Origin of the sequence: Herbihabitans rhizosphaerae (assembly GCF_004216555.1) — a bacterium.
In the GTDB taxonomy this organism is placed as follows: Bacteria; Actinomycetota; Actinomycetes; order Mycobacteriales; family Pseudonocardiaceae; genus Herbihabitans; species Herbihabitans rhizosphaerae.
In genome coordinates, this window is record NZ_SGWQ01000019.1 from 65943 (window position 1) to 80779 (window position 14837).

19 protein-coding genes and 1 tRNA gene are annotated in these 14837 nt (G+C 70.0%); 16 read left to right on the forward strand and 4 right to left on the reverse strand.

Annotation, left to right across the window (positions count from 1 at the left end):
• Positions 1–61: 61 nt before the first annotated feature.
• Positions 62–2416: an ATP-binding cassette domain-containing protein gene (locus EV193_RS32465; RefSeq protein ID WP_130348795.1), complete on the forward strand. Its 2355-nt coding sequence runs from the start codon at positions 62–64 to the stop codon at positions 2414–2416.
• Positions 2416–3192, forward strand: coding sequence for a 4,5-DOPA-extradiol-dioxygenase (gene ygiD, locus EV193_RS32470; protein ID WP_207222899.1), 777 nt, complete (start codon positions 2416–2418; stop codon positions 3190–3192). The genes EV193_RS32465 and ygiD overlap by 1 nt, the downstream gene beginning before the upstream one ends.
• A gap of 7 nt (positions 3193–3199) precedes the next feature.
• On the opposite strand, the gene EV193_RS32475 is transcribed toward ygiD, so the two are convergent.
• Positions 3200–3430, reverse strand: coding sequence for a hypothetical protein (locus tag EV193_RS32475; protein WP_130348796.1), 231 nt, complete (start codon positions 3428–3430; stop codon positions 3200–3202).
• A 92-nt stretch (positions 3431–3522) separates the two neighbouring features.
• Here EV193_RS32475 and EV193_RS32480 point away from each other — a divergent pair, with 92 nt between their 5' ends.
• Genes EV193_RS32480 through EV193_RS32490 form a run of 3 tightly spaced genes read left to right on the forward strand, consistent with a single transcriptional unit; the run spans position 3523 to position 4712 of the window.
• Entirely contained in the window at positions 3523–3702 is a 180-nt protein-coding gene (locus tag EV193_RS32480) for a hypothetical protein (protein ID WP_130348797.1), read from the forward strand.
• Between the two features lie 33 nt (positions 3703–3735).
• Positions 3736–4074 (forward strand): Cd(II)/Pb(II)-sensing metalloregulatory transcriptional regulator CmtR, encoded by a 339-nt coding sequence (gene cmtR, locus EV193_RS32485; RefSeq protein WP_130348798.1) that lies wholly within the window; start codon positions 3736–3738, stop codon positions 4072–4074.
• The gene (locus EV193_RS32490) at positions 4071–4712 is read left to right on the forward strand and encodes a cation efflux transmembrane domain-containing protein (RefSeq protein WP_130348799.1); all 642 of its coding nucleotides are present in this window, start codon (positions 4071–4073) and stop codon (positions 4710–4712) included. Before cmtR ends, EV193_RS32490 begins: the two co-directional genes overlap by 4 nt.
• Before the next feature lie 193 nt (positions 4713–4905).
• On the opposite strand, the gene EV193_RS32495 is transcribed toward EV193_RS32490, so the two are convergent.
• Positions 4906–4978 (reverse strand) — tRNA-Asn (locus tag EV193_RS32495).
• Positions 4979–5110: 132 nt separating this feature from the next.
• Between EV193_RS32495 and EV193_RS32500 the strand changes: the two genes are divergently transcribed.
• Both EV193_RS32500 and EV193_RS32505 read left to right on the forward strand, forming a co-directional pair.
• Complete coding sequence (locus EV193_RS32500) at positions 5111–5362, forward strand: hypothetical protein (protein WP_130348800.1); 252 nt, start codon at positions 5111–5113, stop codon at positions 5360–5362.
• 94 nt (positions 5363–5456) lie between these two features.
• Positions 5457–6521, forward strand: coding sequence for an NAD-dependent epimerase/dehydratase family protein (locus EV193_RS32505; RefSeq protein WP_130348801.1), 1065 nt, complete (start codon positions 5457–5459; stop codon positions 6519–6521).
• 148 nt (positions 6522–6669) lie between these two features.
• On the opposite strand, the gene EV193_RS32510 is transcribed toward EV193_RS32505, so the two are convergent.
• Both EV193_RS32510 and EV193_RS32515 read right to left on the reverse strand, forming a co-directional pair.
• A complete protein-coding gene (locus EV193_RS32510; protein WP_130348802.1) occupies positions 6670–6867 on the reverse strand; it encodes a hypothetical protein in 198 nt (65 codons plus the stop codon).
• 72 nt (positions 6868–6939) lie between these two features.
• Positions 6940–8349 (reverse strand): hypothetical protein, encoded by a 1410-nt coding sequence (locus EV193_RS32515; protein WP_242613833.1) that lies wholly within the window; start codon positions 8347–8349, stop codon positions 6940–6942.
• A gap of 164 nt (positions 8350–8513) precedes the next feature.
• On the opposite strand from EV193_RS32515, the gene EV193_RS32520 reads away from it, so the two are divergent.
• From EV193_RS32520 to EV193_RS32560, 9 genes are read left to right on the forward strand one after another with little or no spacing between them, the layout of a single operon-like run.
• Positions 8514–9155, forward strand: a complete 642-nt coding sequence (locus tag EV193_RS32520; protein ID WP_130348819.1) for a glycosyltransferase family 2 protein — start codon at positions 8514–8516, stop codon at positions 9153–9155.
• On the forward strand, positions 9152–9832 hold the full coding sequence (locus tag EV193_RS32525) for a TIGR04282 family arsenosugar biosynthesis glycosyltransferase (protein WP_130348803.1): 681 nt from the start codon (positions 9152–9154) through the stop codon (positions 9830–9832). The genes EV193_RS32520 and EV193_RS32525 overlap by 4 nt, the downstream gene beginning before the upstream one ends.
• Complete coding sequence (locus EV193_RS32530) at positions 9829–10470, forward strand: class I SAM-dependent methyltransferase (protein WP_423202260.1); 642 nt, start codon at positions 9829–9831, stop codon at positions 10468–10470. The genes EV193_RS32525 and EV193_RS32530 overlap by 4 nt, the downstream gene beginning before the upstream one ends.
• Positions 10467–11588 (forward strand): molybdopterin-dependent oxidoreductase, encoded by a 1122-nt coding sequence (locus tag EV193_RS32535; RefSeq protein WP_130348804.1) that lies wholly within the window; start codon positions 10467–10469, stop codon positions 11586–11588. The genes EV193_RS32530 and EV193_RS32535 overlap by 4 nt, the downstream gene beginning before the upstream one ends.
• A complete protein-coding gene (locus EV193_RS32540; RefSeq protein ID WP_130348805.1) occupies positions 11585–12016 on the forward strand; it encodes a hypothetical protein in 432 nt (143 codons plus the stop codon). The genes EV193_RS32535 and EV193_RS32540 overlap by 4 nt, the downstream gene beginning before the upstream one ends.
• 31 nt (positions 12017–12047) lie before the next feature.
• Positions 12048–12650, forward strand: a complete 603-nt coding sequence (locus EV193_RS32545; RefSeq protein WP_130348806.1) for an ArsR/SmtB family transcription factor — start codon at positions 12048–12050, stop codon at positions 12648–12650.
• A gap of 1 nt (position 12651) precedes the next feature.
• Positions 12652–13341, forward strand: a complete 690-nt coding sequence (locus EV193_RS32550; RefSeq protein ID WP_130348807.1) for an SRPBCC family protein — start codon at positions 12652–12654, stop codon at positions 13339–13341.
• A gap of 5 nt (positions 13342–13346) precedes the next feature.
• Complete coding sequence (locus tag EV193_RS32555) at positions 13347–14147, forward strand: alpha/beta fold hydrolase (protein WP_130348808.1); 801 nt, start codon at positions 13347–13349, stop codon at positions 14145–14147.
• Positions 14144–14590, forward strand: a complete 447-nt coding sequence (locus EV193_RS32560; protein WP_130348809.1) for a YdeI/OmpD-associated family protein — start codon at positions 14144–14146, stop codon at positions 14588–14590. The genes EV193_RS32555 and EV193_RS32560 overlap by 4 nt, the downstream gene beginning before the upstream one ends.
• Positions 14591–14837 lie beyond the last annotated feature (247 nt).

Below are 14837 nucleotides of genomic sequence, written 5' to 3' on the forward strand. Positions count from 1 at the left end.
CATAGGTCCTGGTCACCCTGGTTAGATCGAGCCCGACCCGCGCGAGCCACTGGAGAAGCGAATGAGTACGAACCCTGCCGACAGCCACGACATGATCAGCGTGCAGGGCGCGCGGGTGAACAATCTCAAGGACGTCAGCGTCGAGATCCCGAAGCGCCGGCTGACCGTGTTCACCGGCGTCTCCGGTTCGGGCAAGAGCTCGCTGGTGTTCGGCACGATCGCCGCCGAGTCGCAGCGGATGATCAACGAGACCTACAGCGCGTTCGTGCAGGGCTTCATGCCGACGCTGGCGCGGCCGGAGGTCGACTTCCTCGACGGTCTGACCACGGCGATCATCGTCGACCAGGAGCGGATGGGCGCCAACCCGCGGTCCACGGTCGGCACCGCCACCGACGCCAACGCGATGCTGCGCATCCTGTTCAGCCGGCTCGGCAAGCCGCACGTCGGCTCGCCCAACGCGTACTCGTTCAACGTTCCCTCGGTGACGGCCACCGGCGCGATCACCGTCGAGCGGGGCGGCAAGACGAAGGCCGAGAAGGCGACGTTCCACCGGCTCGGCGGCATGTGTCCGCGCTGTGAGGGCATGGGCTCGGTCAGCGACTTCGACCTGTCCGCGCTGTACGACGCCAGCAAGTCGCTGTCCGAGGGTGCCTTGACCGTCCCCGGGTACAGCATGGACGGCTGGTACGGCCGCATCTTCGGCGGCGCCGGGCTACCCATGGACAAGCCGATCGGGAAGTACAACAAGAAGGAACTGCAGAAGCTGCTCTACGGCGAGCCGGAGAAGATCAAGGTGGAGGGCGTCAACCTCACCTACGAGGGCGTGATCCCCAAGATCCAGAAGTCCATGCTCGCCAAGGACCGGGAGGCGATGCAGCCGCACATCCGGGCGTTCGTTGACCGGGCGATCACCTTCCAGACCTGCCCCGAGTGCGACGGCACCCGGCTCAGCAAGGAAGCCCTGTCCTCGAAGATCAACGGGAAGAACATCGCCGACGTCTGCACGATGCAGATCAGCGACCTGGCCGACTGGGTTCGGAAGCTGGACGAGCCGTCGGTCGCCCCGCTGCTCAAGGGTCTGCAACATCTCCTGGACTCCTTCGCCGAGATCGGGCTGGGCTACCTCTCGCTGGACCGCCCGTCGGGCACCCTGTCGGGCGGCGAGGCACAGCGGACCAAGATGATTCGTCACCTCGGCTCGTCGCTCACCGACGTGACCTACGTCTTCGATGAGCCCACGATCGGTCTGCACCCGCACGACATCCAGCGGATGAACAACCTGTTGCTGCAGCTGCGGAACAAGGGCAACACCGTGCTCGTCGTGGAGCACAAGCCCGAGTCGATCGCGATCGCCGACCACATCGTCGACCTCGGCCCCGGCGCGGGCAGTGAGGGCGGCACCGTCTGCTACGAGGGCACCCTGGACGGGCTGCGGGCCAGCGGCACCATCACCGGCCGTCACCTCGACGACCGGGCGAAGGTCAAGGAATCCGTGCGCCCGTCCACCGGCGCGCTGGAGATCCGCGGCGCGTCGACGCACAACCTCCGGAACGTGGACGTCGACCTCCCGCTCGGCGTGCTCTGCGTGGTCACCGGCGTGGCCGGCTCCGGCAAGAGCTCGCTCATCCACGGCTCGGTCGACGGCCGCGACGGCGTCGTGGTGATCGACCAGGGTGCGATCCGCGGTTCCCGGCGCAGCAACCCGGCGACCTACACCGGACTGCTCGACCCGATCCGCAAGGCCTTCGCGAAGGTCAACGGCGTGAAGCCGGCGCTGTTCAGCTCCAACTCCGAGGGCGGCTGCCCCGTCTGCAACGGCGCCGGCGTCATCTATACCGACCTGGGCATCATGAACACCGTCGAGTCCACCTGCGAGGAGTGCGAGGGCAAGCGGTTCCAGGCGTCGGTACTGGAGTACAAGCTGGGCGGCCGCGACATCGCCGAGGTGCTCGCGATGTCGGTGGCCGAGGCCGAGGAGTTCTTCGCCGACGGCGAGGCGCGCACGCCCGCCGCGCACAAGATCCTCGACCGGCTCGCCGACGTCGGGCTCGGTTATCTCAAGCTCGGCCAGCCGCTCACGACGCTGTCCGGCGGCGAGCGGCAGCGGCTCAAGCTGGCCTCTCAGATGGCCGAGAAGGGCGACATCTACGTGCTCGACGAGCCGACCACGGGCCTGCACCTGGCCGACGTCGAGCAGTTGCTCGGCCTGCTGGACCGGCTCGTCGAGTCGGGCAAGTCGGTCATCGTCATCGAGCACCACCAGGCGGTCATGGCGCACGCGGACTGGATCATCGACCTCGGACCGGGCGCCGGCCACGACGGCGGCAAGATCGTCTTCGAGGGCACTCCGGCCGATCTGGTCGCCGCGCGTTCCACCGTCACCGGCGAGCACCTCGCGAAGTACGTTGGTCGCTGATGAACGATCAGCGCATGCCGGCCGCGTTCTTGGGCCACGGGAATCCGATGAACGCGCTCGAGGACAATCGGTACACCCAGGCGTGGCGGGCGTTCGGGGAGTCGGTGCCCCGGCCGAGGGCGATCCTGGTGATCTCCGCGCACTGGTACGTCAACGCGACGGCGGTCACCGCCATGCCGCGGCCGCGCACGATCCACGACTTCTACGGCTTCCCGCGCGAGCTGTTCGACGTGAACTATCCGGCGCCCGGGTTGCCGGAGTTGGCCGAGCAGGTGTCCGACGCGGTCCGGCCGACCTGGGTGGGCAGTGATCACGACAGTTGGGGGATCGATCACGGCACCTGGTCGGTGTTGCTGCACGCGTTCCCGGACGCGTCGATCCCGGTCGTGCAGTTGTCGCTGAACGCCTTCGAGGGCGCGGACTACCACCTGGAACTGGGCCGGCGCCTCGCTCCGCTGCGCGAGGACGGCGTGCTGATCATCGGCAGCGGCAACGTGGTGCACAACCTGCGCGCGATCGACTTCAACCGGCCCGACGCCGGGTACGACTGGGCGCTGCGGTTCGACGACGCGGCGCGCGAGGTGCTGGCGAGCTCCCCGGCGGAGGCGGCGGCGCTGGACGGGCACCCCGATTTCGGCAACGCCGTGCCCACGCCGGATCACTTCCTGCCGTTGCTCTACGTCGCGGGCCTCGCCGACGACGAGCCGCTCGTACCGCTGGTGGACGGGCACGCGGCCGGCTCGATCTCGATGGCCGCCTACACGCTCGGCATGTGAGCCGGCGTCACGCCGGCGGGACGAATCCGGGGATCCAGCCGGGGTCGTCGGATTCGCCGCACACCGGGCACGATTCCTGCACGAGCCGGCCGGGGGCGCGCTCGCGGAGGGTGACGCCCTCGCCGGGCAGGATCATCGGCCGCAGCGTGACGTTGCCGTCGTCGTCCTCGACGCGCACGTGGGTTACCTGGCGGCAGCCGTGGCACACGGTCCTGGCCGGAGGGACGGATTCGACCATGCCTGGACGGTACCGCCTAGGTGCCCCCACACGTGACGGTGGACACCCCTAGCGACCTTGCCGGCACCCACCGCGATCGGCAGGCTGGAGACATGGCTGGCGACTGTCGCGACTGTTCGGCGTGCTCGGCGCCATGGGTATGGCGGATGCTGCGGGTCATCCTGATCACCTGGTGGCTGTGGATCTTCAAGATCTGGCTGCCCACGTGCCCTCAGTGCAACCACATGAAGTTTCGCCACGCCCGCCGCCCGGACGGCTCCTTCAAGGACTAGGAACGGTTCAGTCAACGCTGTACTGTTCGAGGCATGCTGAAGTGTGAGACCCGAGAAGACGCGCTGGCCAGGTTGGGGCGTGCGCTGGCCGACCCGACCCGGTGCCGCATCCTGGTGGCCCTGCTCGACGGCACGCCGTATCCGGGGCAACTCGCCGACCAACTCGGCCTCAGCCGCTCCAACGTGTCCAACCACCTGTCCTGCCTGCGGGGATGCGGCCTGGTCGTGGCCAGCTACGAGGGGCGTCAGGTGCGCTACGCGCTGGCCGACGAGCACCTGGGGCGCGCGTTGCGGGAGTTGGTCAAGGTGGTGCTCGCGGTGGACACCGACGAGCCCTGCCTGGACGACGTTCCGGCCACGGAGGCGCGATGACCGCGTGCGCCGACGGCTGCTGTGCGCCCACACCTCGGCTTGCCCCTGAGCGCAGGGCGGTGCTGACGCGCCGGGTGCGCTGGCTGGTCGCCGCGACCATCACCTACAACGTCGTGGAAGCCGTCGTCGCGATCACGGCGGGAACGATCGCGTCGTCCACCGCGCTGATCGGGTTCGGGCTCGACTCGGTGATCGAGGTGGCCTCGGCGACGGCCGTCGCGTGGCAGTTCTCCGGCGCCGATCCGGAAGCGCGTGAACGGACCGCGCTGCGGGTCATCGCGGTGTCATTCTTCGCGCTGGCCGCCTACGTGACCGTCGAGTCCGTCAGAACCCTGTTCGGGGCCGAGACGGCCGACCATTCAACGGTGGGCATCGTGCTGGCGGCGGTGTCCCTGGTGATCATGCCGGTGCTCTCGCACAAACAACGCCGGGCCGGTCGGGAACTCGGGTCCGCCAGCGCGGTGGCCGATTCCAAGCAGACCCTGCTGTGCACTTATCTGTCCGGCGTACTGCTGATCGGCCTGTTGCTCAACAGTCTGTTCGGCTGGCACTGGGCCGACCCGATCGCCGCGATGGTGATCGCCGTGGTGGCCGTCAAGGAGGGCCGGGAAGCCTGGCGAGGCGAGCACTGCTGCTGACAGAAAGTGAACGCCCCACGCGTGTTGGTCCAAACGCAACCGCGCCCATGAGGGCGCTCGCGCCCGAACAGGGCGCACCAAGCTGGTAGGCGAGGAACTCGCGCCGTGGGGTCCGGGGGCTCGGCCCCCGGAAATAACGGCGGGCGACCCGGTCCGCGCTTTCCGCGGACACACGTCGCCCAAAGCCCGCCCGCTCCTCCAGCTGGACTCGAACCAGCAACCCTTCGATTAACAGTCGAATGCTCTGCCAATTGAGCTATGGAGGATCGCTCACGTCGGCCTGCGCCGACGGGGAGTCACTTTATCTCATCGCGGAGGCCGCCCGCGCGGGGGATACCGGTCCGGCGGTCAGCGCGGCGCGGCTGGGTGATGCAGGATGGAGGGGAGCACGTGGATGCGTGGGAGGCGAGAGCATGAAGGCGTTCCTGTTGGGTGCGGCCGTCGGCTATGTGCTGGGCGCGCGAGCCGGGCGAGGCCGCTACGACCAGATCGTTCGCACCTACCGCAAGGTCGCCGACAACCCGGCCGTTCAAGGTGCGGCCGGCATCGCGCGGGCCAAGATCGGCGAGAAGACGGGCATCGGCGACAAGTCGCATCAGCGTCGTGCGCGGAGTGAGACCAACGGCGAACCGGTCTACCCGCGCCAGTGACCGTCCATTGTGGACGATTGGAAGATCTGACGGTTCGGTGACGTGATCGCCGCGTGGGCTGTCGGCGGCCGGCCGTCGGCCTAGCGTTGCCCGCATGCGAGTACTGGTCACCGGAGGGCTCGGGTTCATCGGTTCGCACATCGCGGACCTGGCGGCCGAGCGCGGACACGAGGTCACCGTTCTGGACGCGCTGCTGCCGGCCGCGCACGGGTCGTCGGCGCCGGAGTCGCCGCACCGCACCGTGATCGGCGACGTGCGGGATACCGACGTCCTCGCGCACGCGATGCGCGGGGTGGACGTGGTGTGTCACCAGGCCGCGATGGTCGGGCACGGGCTCGACCCGTTCGACGCGCCGGAGTTCGCCTCGCACAACGACTTCGGCACGGCGGTGTTGCTGGCCGCGATGCACGGCGCCGGCGTGCGCCGGCTGGTGCTGGCGTCGTCGATGGTGGTCTACGGCGAGGGGCGCTACACCTGTGCCGCGCACGGTGTGGTGAGCCCGGCACCGCGCCGGCAGTCCGATGTGGACAACGGGCGTTACGAACCGCCGTGCCCGACTTGTGGGGCGCCGCTGGAGCCGGGTCTGGTCCCGGAAAGCGCGCCGTTCGATCCGCGCAGTACCTACGCGGCGACCAAGGCTGCTCAGGAGCACCTGGCCGGGGCGTGGGCGCGGCAGGCCGGGGGGCAGGTGTGGGCGCTGCGGTACCACAACGTGTACGGGCCACGGATGCCTCGGGACACGCCGTACGCCGGGGTGGCGTCGCTGTTCCGCTCGGCGTTGCGGCGGGGTGAGGCGCCGACCGTGCTGGAGGACGGCCGGCAGCGGCGCGACTTCGTGCACGTCACGGACGTGGCGACGGCCAATGTGCTGGCAATCGAGACCGCCGGCGCCGATTCCGCGCTCACGCCGGTGAACGTGTGCTCCGGTGAGCCGCACACGGTCGGGGATCTGGCCGCGACACTGGCCCGCGCGTGCGATGGACCCGAGCCGAGGATCGTCGGCGGCGCACGACCGGGCGACGTGCGACACGTGGTGGCCGACCCGGCGGCGGCGCGCGACCTGCTCGGCTTCTCCGCGTCGGTGTCCTTCGCCGACGGCGTGTCCGCGTTCGCGAGCGATCCCCTCCGCGAGCCCGCGGCCACCGGCGTCTCGGGGTGAGTGAACACTTACCCACTGCCGGGTGAGCACTCACTCACCCGGCAGTTCGAGCTTGCCGTGCCGCTGCGGGCTCCTGGCGGGTGAGCGTTTACTCACCTGGTGGTGAGTGCTCACTCACCACGCCGTCAGTAGGGACAGCTGTGCGCGATCAACCCGGCAAGCGTGTGTACCCGTCGAGGTGGCTGGCCGGCGGGGGTTTGCGCGTGACGCTGATGAAGACGTCCCCGAAGGTAGTGTCCACGACCAGATGATCGTGCTGGTCCAGGTTGAACTCGCAATACCGTCGAAGCAGTCGGCAGAGGAGTTCGAACTCGCCGTCGGACAGTCGTTCGCCACGATCACGCATCTCGACAGCGTAGAACCAGGCGGCACTCATTCTCGGGGGTGAGTGCTCGCTCACCGGCGGGTGAGTACTCACTTACCAGTTGGTCAGGATCAGGTGATTGACCAGCAGCGCGGTGCCGGCCTGGGCGATCAGCCAGGCGCGGTGTGACCGGGCCGGCAGCAGTGCGGCCGTGGCCACCAGCCACACCCCGAACGGCAGCCAGATTCGCTCCACCTCGGACTTCGACAGCCCGGACAGGTCGGCCACGATCACCGCCCACACGGCGGCGATTCCCAGTGCCGCCAAGGGAAACCGATCCGGGGTGAGCCGTCGGCGCAGGCCGGAGAACACCGTGACACCGGCGCGCCGAAGGCCCGCAACGGCGGCCGGCCCGACGGCCAACGCCAGGCAGGCGAGGTTCGCCCACACCCAGTACCCGTACGGCCGGATGCTGGCGATCCCCTGGTAGTAACGCTCGACCAGCGCCGTGTACCCGTCCAGCCACCAGAACCCGGCCAGCGCGAACACCGCCACCACGCTGAGCGCGCCCACCACCCCCACGGCCAGCGTGCGCCACGCCCGCCGCACCACGATCACCGCCATGGCGATCGGCCCCATGAGAACCAGCCCGTAGGACAGGAAGATCCCGAATCCGAGCAGCACCCCGCCGGCGAACCCGGCCAGCGGCGACCGGCGAGCCGCGCCGAGGGCCAGCAGCGCGATCCCGCACGACGTGACGCCGGTGAACAACCCGTCCGCCGACGCGCCGATCCACACCGCGCCGGGGAACAGTGCCACGAACGGCAGCGCCGCGCGCGCGAGATCGTGCCTGCCCAGCAAGGAGATCGTGGCCGGAACCGCGACCGCCGCGAGGCAGCCGACGAGTACGCAGACCGTGCCGGCAGCACCTCCTCCGGACAACCCGATCCGGTCGAGCCAGACGAAAACGAGCGTCGCGCCCGGCGGGTGCCCGGCGATGTGGGTGGGCCACGAGTCCGGCTGGAAGTCGAGGATTCGACGCGCGAAACCGTTGAGCATCGCGCCGGTGTCGGTGATGTGCGGGACGGTCGGCAGGTACTCCGCGTCGGTGGCGAGCCGGTTGGCGATCCCGCGCTGCCAGCCGTCGATCATGGCGAGTGTGAACGTCCACGCGACGGCCAGCAGGTACCCGCAGCCCAGCGCGGTGCGCCAGCGCAGCCGGGCCGCGAGCGCCGGCCCGTACATCGCGGTGGCCAGCGCGACGATGATCGCCAGCGGGGTGCCGATCCCGATGTGCGGGAACCATTCCCCGAGGATCGGCCACTCGCCGAACAGCGGTCCGACGCCGAATCCGGTGAGCAGCACGGGCCAGAGGAGCTTGCCGACGACGACCGCCACGACCACGAGCGCGAACGCGATCCCGGCCGCGATCAGGTCGGCCCGGCGGCCGGTGGTCACCGGAGCGGACGACGGTTCGGCCGGGTCCGGGCGGGTCGTTTCGTCGGGGTCCACGCGCACAGTCACCCGGTGGACGCTAGTGCCGCCGGCACCCCCGCGCGTGCCCGCGGCGGCATCCGTCAGAACTCCGTAAGACTTGGCGCGGCGTCACAATTTGGTAAGCGCCGCAAGGGTTTTCGACTGTCCACGGTGGACTTAACGTCAGCGGGGTGACGAACTCAGAGACGACCGTGGACGTCGTGCTCCCGTGCCTGGACGAAGCCGGCGCACTGCCCGGCGTGCTGGCCGCGATGCCGCACGGATACCGCCCGATCGTGGTGGACAACGGCTCGACCGACGGCTCGCCGATCGTCGCGGCCGAACTCGGCGCGACCGTCGTGCACGAGCCCCGCCGCGGCTACGGCGCGGCTGTCCACAGTGGACTGGAGGCGGCCACGGCGGACGTGGTGTGCTTCCTCGACGCGGACGGTTCGCTCGATCCCGCCGAACTGCCCGGACTGGTGGCGTTGCTCGATGAGAGCACTGATCTCGTTGTGGGCAGGCGCTCTCCGATCGAAAAAGGTTGTTGGCCGTGGCACGCGCGGGCCGGCAACACGCTGCTCGCGGCGCTGCTGCGGCGGCGCGGTGTGGCCGTGCACGACATCGCACCGGCCCGAGCGTGCCGACGGGAGAACCTGCTTGACCTCGGCGTCACCGACCGCGCGTTCGGCTATCCGCTCGAACTGTTGCTGCGGGCAGGACGGGCGGGGTGGCGGATCGCCGAGCTCGAGGTGTCCTACCGCAACCGCGCGAAGGGCACGCGCTCCAAGGTGTCCGGCTCGGTGCGCGGCACCGCACGCGCGGTGCGTGACATGGCGGGGGTGCTGCGATGAGGTTCGCCGTGCTCGTCGTGGCCAAGGCGCCGGTGGCCGGTCTGGCGAAGACCCGGCTGTGCCCGCCCGCGACTCCCGACCAGGCCGCGGAGATCGCCGCCACCGCGCTGCTGGACACCCTGGACGCCGCACTGTCCACACCGGACAGTCAAACCGTCGTCGCCCTGACCGGCGATCTCGGTGCGGCGCAACGGAAGTATGAGCTGGCGGGGTGGCTGGCGCGCACGACGGTGATCGACCAGCGCGGCGACCGGTTCGGCGAGCGGCTGGCCAACGCGCACGCCGACACGATGGCTCTGCTACCGGACACACCGGTTGTGCAGATCGGGATGGACACCCCACAGGTGACACCCGCACTGCTGACCGGCGCCGCGGACGCGCTGGCCGAGGCGCCCGCAGTGTTGGGGCACGCCGAGGACGGCGGCTGGTGGGCGCTCGGCCTGCGATGTCCGGCCGACGCGCGGGTACTCGCCAGGATTCCGATGTCCACACCGGACACCGGGCGGCACACCGAGTGGGCCCTGCGCACCGCCCTCGGCGAGGTGCGCAGGCTGCCCGTGCTGTCCGATGTGGACACCATGACCGACGCGGTGGCGGTCGCCAGGCTGACCGGCGGACGTTTCGCCGAGGCCGTCGCCGCGGTCGCCGGAGTGAGGGCTGGAGTGGTGGCTCGATGACCACGGCGAGCCGGATTCCGCACGCCGGCAACGAGTTCTGCCACGCGATGACCTCCGGCCAGTGCTGGCTGGAACTGTCCACGGGGGAGCGGCTGGTCCTGCCGACCAGCCGATGGAAGGCCGCATCCGACGCCGCCGACGCCTGGATGCTCGACGCGTGTACCGGGCCGACGCTGGACGTCGGGTGCGGCCCTGGCCGGCTCACCGCGGCACTCACCGCACGCGGCGTGCCGGCGCTCGGGGTGGACAGCTCGCCGGTCGCGGTGCGGCTGGCCAGGGAACGCGGTGCCGTCGCGCTGTGCCGCGACGTGTTCGACCGGCTGCCCGGGGAGGGGCGCTGGCGGCATGTGCTGCTCGCCGACGGCAACGTCGGCATCGGCGGCGACCCGGTGCGGCTGTTGCGCCGCACCGGCGAGCTGCTGCGGCGCGGCGGCACCGCGTTGGTCGAGGTGAGCGGGCCGGGGGAGGGGCTGCGCACCGGGCGGGTTCGGGTGGCCAGCGCGACCCTGGACGGCGCCTGGTTCGACTGGGCGTGGCTCGGCGTCGACGCGCTCGAGGGGTGCGCGCACGACGTCGGGCTGCGCCTCGGCGATGTCGGACGGCGCGGCGAGCGATGGTTCGCGGAGCTGATCCGATGAGATTCTCGTTTCCTGTCAAGGAAAACTCGTTCCGCTCGGCGGCGCACGACGAGCGGGTGACCGCGCGCATCGGGATGTGGCTGGGCATCGCGTTCACGGTCTGCTTCGTCACCGGATTGCTGAGCCATGCGATCCAGCACCCGCCGTCGTGGTTCTTCTGGCCGAGCCGGCCGGTGTGGCTGTACCAGGTGACGCAGGGGCTGCACGTGATAGCCGGCGTGGCGTCGATCCCGCTGCTGGTGGCGAAACTGTGGAGCGTCTACCCGAAGCTGTTCGGCCGGCCGGTGGTTCGCTCGGCGGCGCACGCGCTGGAGCGGGCGTCGATACTGGTGCTGTCCGGCGCGGCGTTCTTCGAGCTGGTGACCGGGTTGTTCAATGTGGCGCAGAACTACCCGTTCCAGTTCTTCTTCCCGCCGGCGCACTACGCGGTCGCGTGGGTGCTGGCCGGCTCGATCGTGGTGCACGTGGCGGTCAAGCTGCCGGTGATCAGGCGGGCGCTCGGCGAGAAGGTCGACGCCGAGCCGCCGGAGCGCGGCACGCTGTCCCGCCGTGGCTTCCTGCGTAGCACCTGGCTGGCCTCGGGCGTCGCCGTGGTGGCGACGGCCGGCGCCACGGTTCCGTTGCTGCGCAAGGTATCCGGGCTGTCCTGGCGTGCCGGCGACGATCCGCAAGGGCTGCCGGTCAACCGCACCGCGTTCGCCGCGGGTGTGCACGACTCGGCGCGTGATCCGGCGTGGCGGCTGGAGATCGGCGGCCGGTCGTTCACCCGCGCCGAGTTGGAGGCGATGCCGCAGATCACCGCGGACCTGCCGATCGCCTGTGTGGAGGGGTGGAGCGAGTCGGCGACGTGGACGGGTGTCCCGGTGGCCGACGTGCTGCGTGCCGCCGGTCTGTCGATCGATACCGACGTGCGGGTGATCTCCTTGGAGCGCAACAGTTTGTACGCGGTCAGCACACTGCCCGCCGAGCACGTCGCCGACCCGCTGACGCTGCTCGCGCTGCGCGTCAACGGCGAGACGCTGAACCTCGATCACGGGTTCCCGTGCCGGATCATCGCGCCGAACCGGCCCGGCGTGCTGCAGACCAAGTGGGTGCACCGGCTGGAGGTGGTCAAGTGATCACCCGCGTGTTGCTGGGGCTCGCCGGGCTGGCAGGTCTGGCCTGGGGCGGAGTGCTGGTCTACGAGCTGGTCGACCGGTCGTTCGACGAGGGGATCGCGATCGGCACCTGGTTCGTCGCCGGACCGGTCGTGCACGATCTGCTGGTGGCGCCCGTGGTGGCGGTGGTCGGCGTGCTCGTGACGCGGGTGCTGCCGGCGCCGTTCCGCGCGCCGGTCGCGGTGGGCGCCGGGCTCACCGCGCTGCTCGCGTTGCTGGCGTTTCCACTGCTGTGGCGGCTGGACCCGGCGCCGGTGAACCCGGGCCTGCACGACGGCGACTATCCGATGGCGCTGGCCGTGATGATCGCCGTGGTGTGGCTCGGCGTGCTGGTCAGCTGCTTGCTGGCGCGATGGCGACTCAGCCGCCGACGAGAAGATTTGTCTTGACAGTTTGAGTTGTCGGTGACACGCTTCTCGCATGTTCGAGGTAGCGGTGATCGAAGACCCGTCGGCGGCCGAGGTGTCGCTCGACCCGGTCCGGGCGAGGCTGTTGGCCGAGCTGGCCGAGCCCAACTCGGCGAGCATGCTGGCCGGCAAGGTCGGTTTGCCCAGGCAGAAGGTGAACTACCACCTGCGGACGCTCGAGCGGCATGGGCTCGTGGAGCTGGCCGAGGAGCGGCGCAAGGGCAACATGACCGAACGGGTGCTGCGGGCCACCGCGGCGTCCTATGTCATCTCGCCGACCGCGCTGGCCGCCGTGCAGCCCGATCCAGCGCGCGCGCCGGACCGGCTGTCCGCGCGTTGGCTGCTCGCCGTCGCGGCGCGATTGGTGCGCGACGTCGGCTCGCTGCTCACGGGTGCCGCGAAGGCGAACAAGAAGGTCGCCACGTTCGCGCTGGACGGCGAGGTGCGGTTCGCGTCGGCGGCGGACCGGTCCGCTTTCGCCGAGGAGTTGGCGACTGCCGTCACCACGCTCGTGGGCAAGTATCACGACGAGTCGGCGCGGGGCGGGCGCGCGCACCGGATCGTCGTGGCTGTGCACCCCAGTGCCGAAAAGCCTGTTCCGGCAAGGGAGTCCTGACATGAGCCACGAGTTCTCCGACGCGTTCGAACTCCAGGTCGACGCCGATCCGGACACCGTGTGGGACGCGATCGCCACCGGTCCGGGCATCGACTCCTGGTTCATGGGACGCACCGAGGTCGACGGCGCCGCCGTGCGCACCGCGTTCGGCGATTTCACCCCCGAGCATCCGGTCACCGCGTGGGAGCCCGGCGCGCGACTGGCCTACGGCGGCGAGCCCGCACCGGACGGCCGGCGGGTCGGCTACGAGTTCCTGATCGAGGGGCGCGAGGGCGGCTCGACCGTGCTGCGCGTGGTCACCGGCGGCTTCCTACCCGGCGACGACTGGGCCGACGAGTACGAGGCGATGACCCTCGGGCACGCGATGTTCTTCCGCACGCTCCGCGAATACCTCGGCCACTTCGCACCGCGCTCCGGCTCGCCGTTCACCGTCTTCGGCCCGCAGGTGTCCACATGGGACAGTGCGTGGACCGCGTTGCGGAACGCACTCGGCTCCGATGACCTCGACGGGCAGGTCTACTACACCAACGCGCACACCATCGGCGTGCGCACCGACGACGCGCTTCTCCGTTTCCTGCAAGGGTTTCAGGGCGGGTTCGTGCTCACGCACAGCGTCTTCTCCGACATCGACGTAACCGCGACCGAACGCGCGTGGCAGTCGTGGATCGACACACTTACCGCGAAGGGATGAGTCCAATGGGGACAGTCAGATCGAGTGACGGAACCACCATCACCTACGACAAGATCGGCAGCGGGCCGCCGCTGATCCTGGTGGACGGCGCGCTGTGCTACCGCGCGTCCGGCCCGAATGGCGGGCTCGCCGCGGAACTGGCGGACCGGTTCACGGTGTACACCTACGACCGGCGCGGCCGGGGCGAGAGCACGGACACGGCGCCGTTTTCGCGGGAGCGTGAGATCGAGGACCTGGCGGCGCTGATCAAGGAGGCCGGCGGGTCGGTGCACCTGTACGGCATCTCCTCGGGCGGCGCGCTGGCGCTGGAGGCGGTGAACGCCGGCCTGGCCGTCGAGAAACTGGCGCTGTACGAGATCCCGTTCGTCGTGGACTCCAGCCGTGCGCCGATCCCCGCCGACTACGAATCACGCATGGAATCGTTGCTGGCGCAGGACAAGCGGGCCGACACGGTGAAGTGGTTCATGCGCGCCGGCGTCGGCTTGCCGGGATTCGTGGTGGCGATGATGCGGTTCATGCCGGCGTGGTCGAAGCTCAAGGGTGTCGCCCACACGCTGCCCTACGACGTGGCGTTCGTCGCCCCGTTCGAGCACGGCCAGCCGCTGCCGGCCGACCGGTGGACGTCCAGCGTGCCGGCGCTGGTGGTGTGCGGCGGCAAGAGCCCGGCGTGGATGACCGCCGCGATGCGCCAGCTCGCCGAGGTGCTGCCGGCGGCGACGCACCGCACGCTCGAAGGCCAAACCCACATCGTGAAGCCCGCCGCACTGGCGCCGGTGCTCGCGGAGTTCTTCGGGGAGGGGCGATGAAATTCCACGCCACGCTGGAGCTTGGCGGCAAGACCGCGACCGGCATCGAAGTGCCGGTCGACGTTGTCGAGACTCTCGGTTCCGGCAAGCGCCCGCCCGTCCACGTCACGATCAACGGCCACACGTACCGCAGCACAGTGGCGTCGATGGGCGGCCGGTACATGCTGCCGGTGAGCGCCGAACAGCGGGGCAAGGCCGGCGTCGCGGCCGGCGACGAGCTTGAGGTGACCGTGGAGCTGGACACCGAGCCACGCACCGTCGAAATACCCGAGGACTTCGCCACCGCCCTCGACGCCTCGCCCGCCGCCAGGGCCTTCTTCGACACCCTGTCCTACAGCCACCAACTCCGCCACGTCCTGGCCATCGAAGGCGCCAAAGCACCCGAAACCCGCCAGCGCCGCATCACCAAAGCGATCGACCTGCTCCGCGCCCGCCAGAAGTAACCCGCGAGTCCCGCGCCCTGCACCCCCGAGTCCCGCGCCCTGCACCCGCGAGTTCCACCCTCCGCACCCCGAGTTCCACCTTCGCGCAGACACGCGTGTTCGCGCGAAGGTGGAACTCGGCATGGTCTCCATGATCTACCTGCTCGTCTCGATGTCGCGGAGCTGTTTCTCAACTGCGTCCAGTGCTTTCGCCCAGGGGTAGTTTTTCATCGCGGTGTTGCCGGTTCTGGGTGGGTGTGGATGGAAG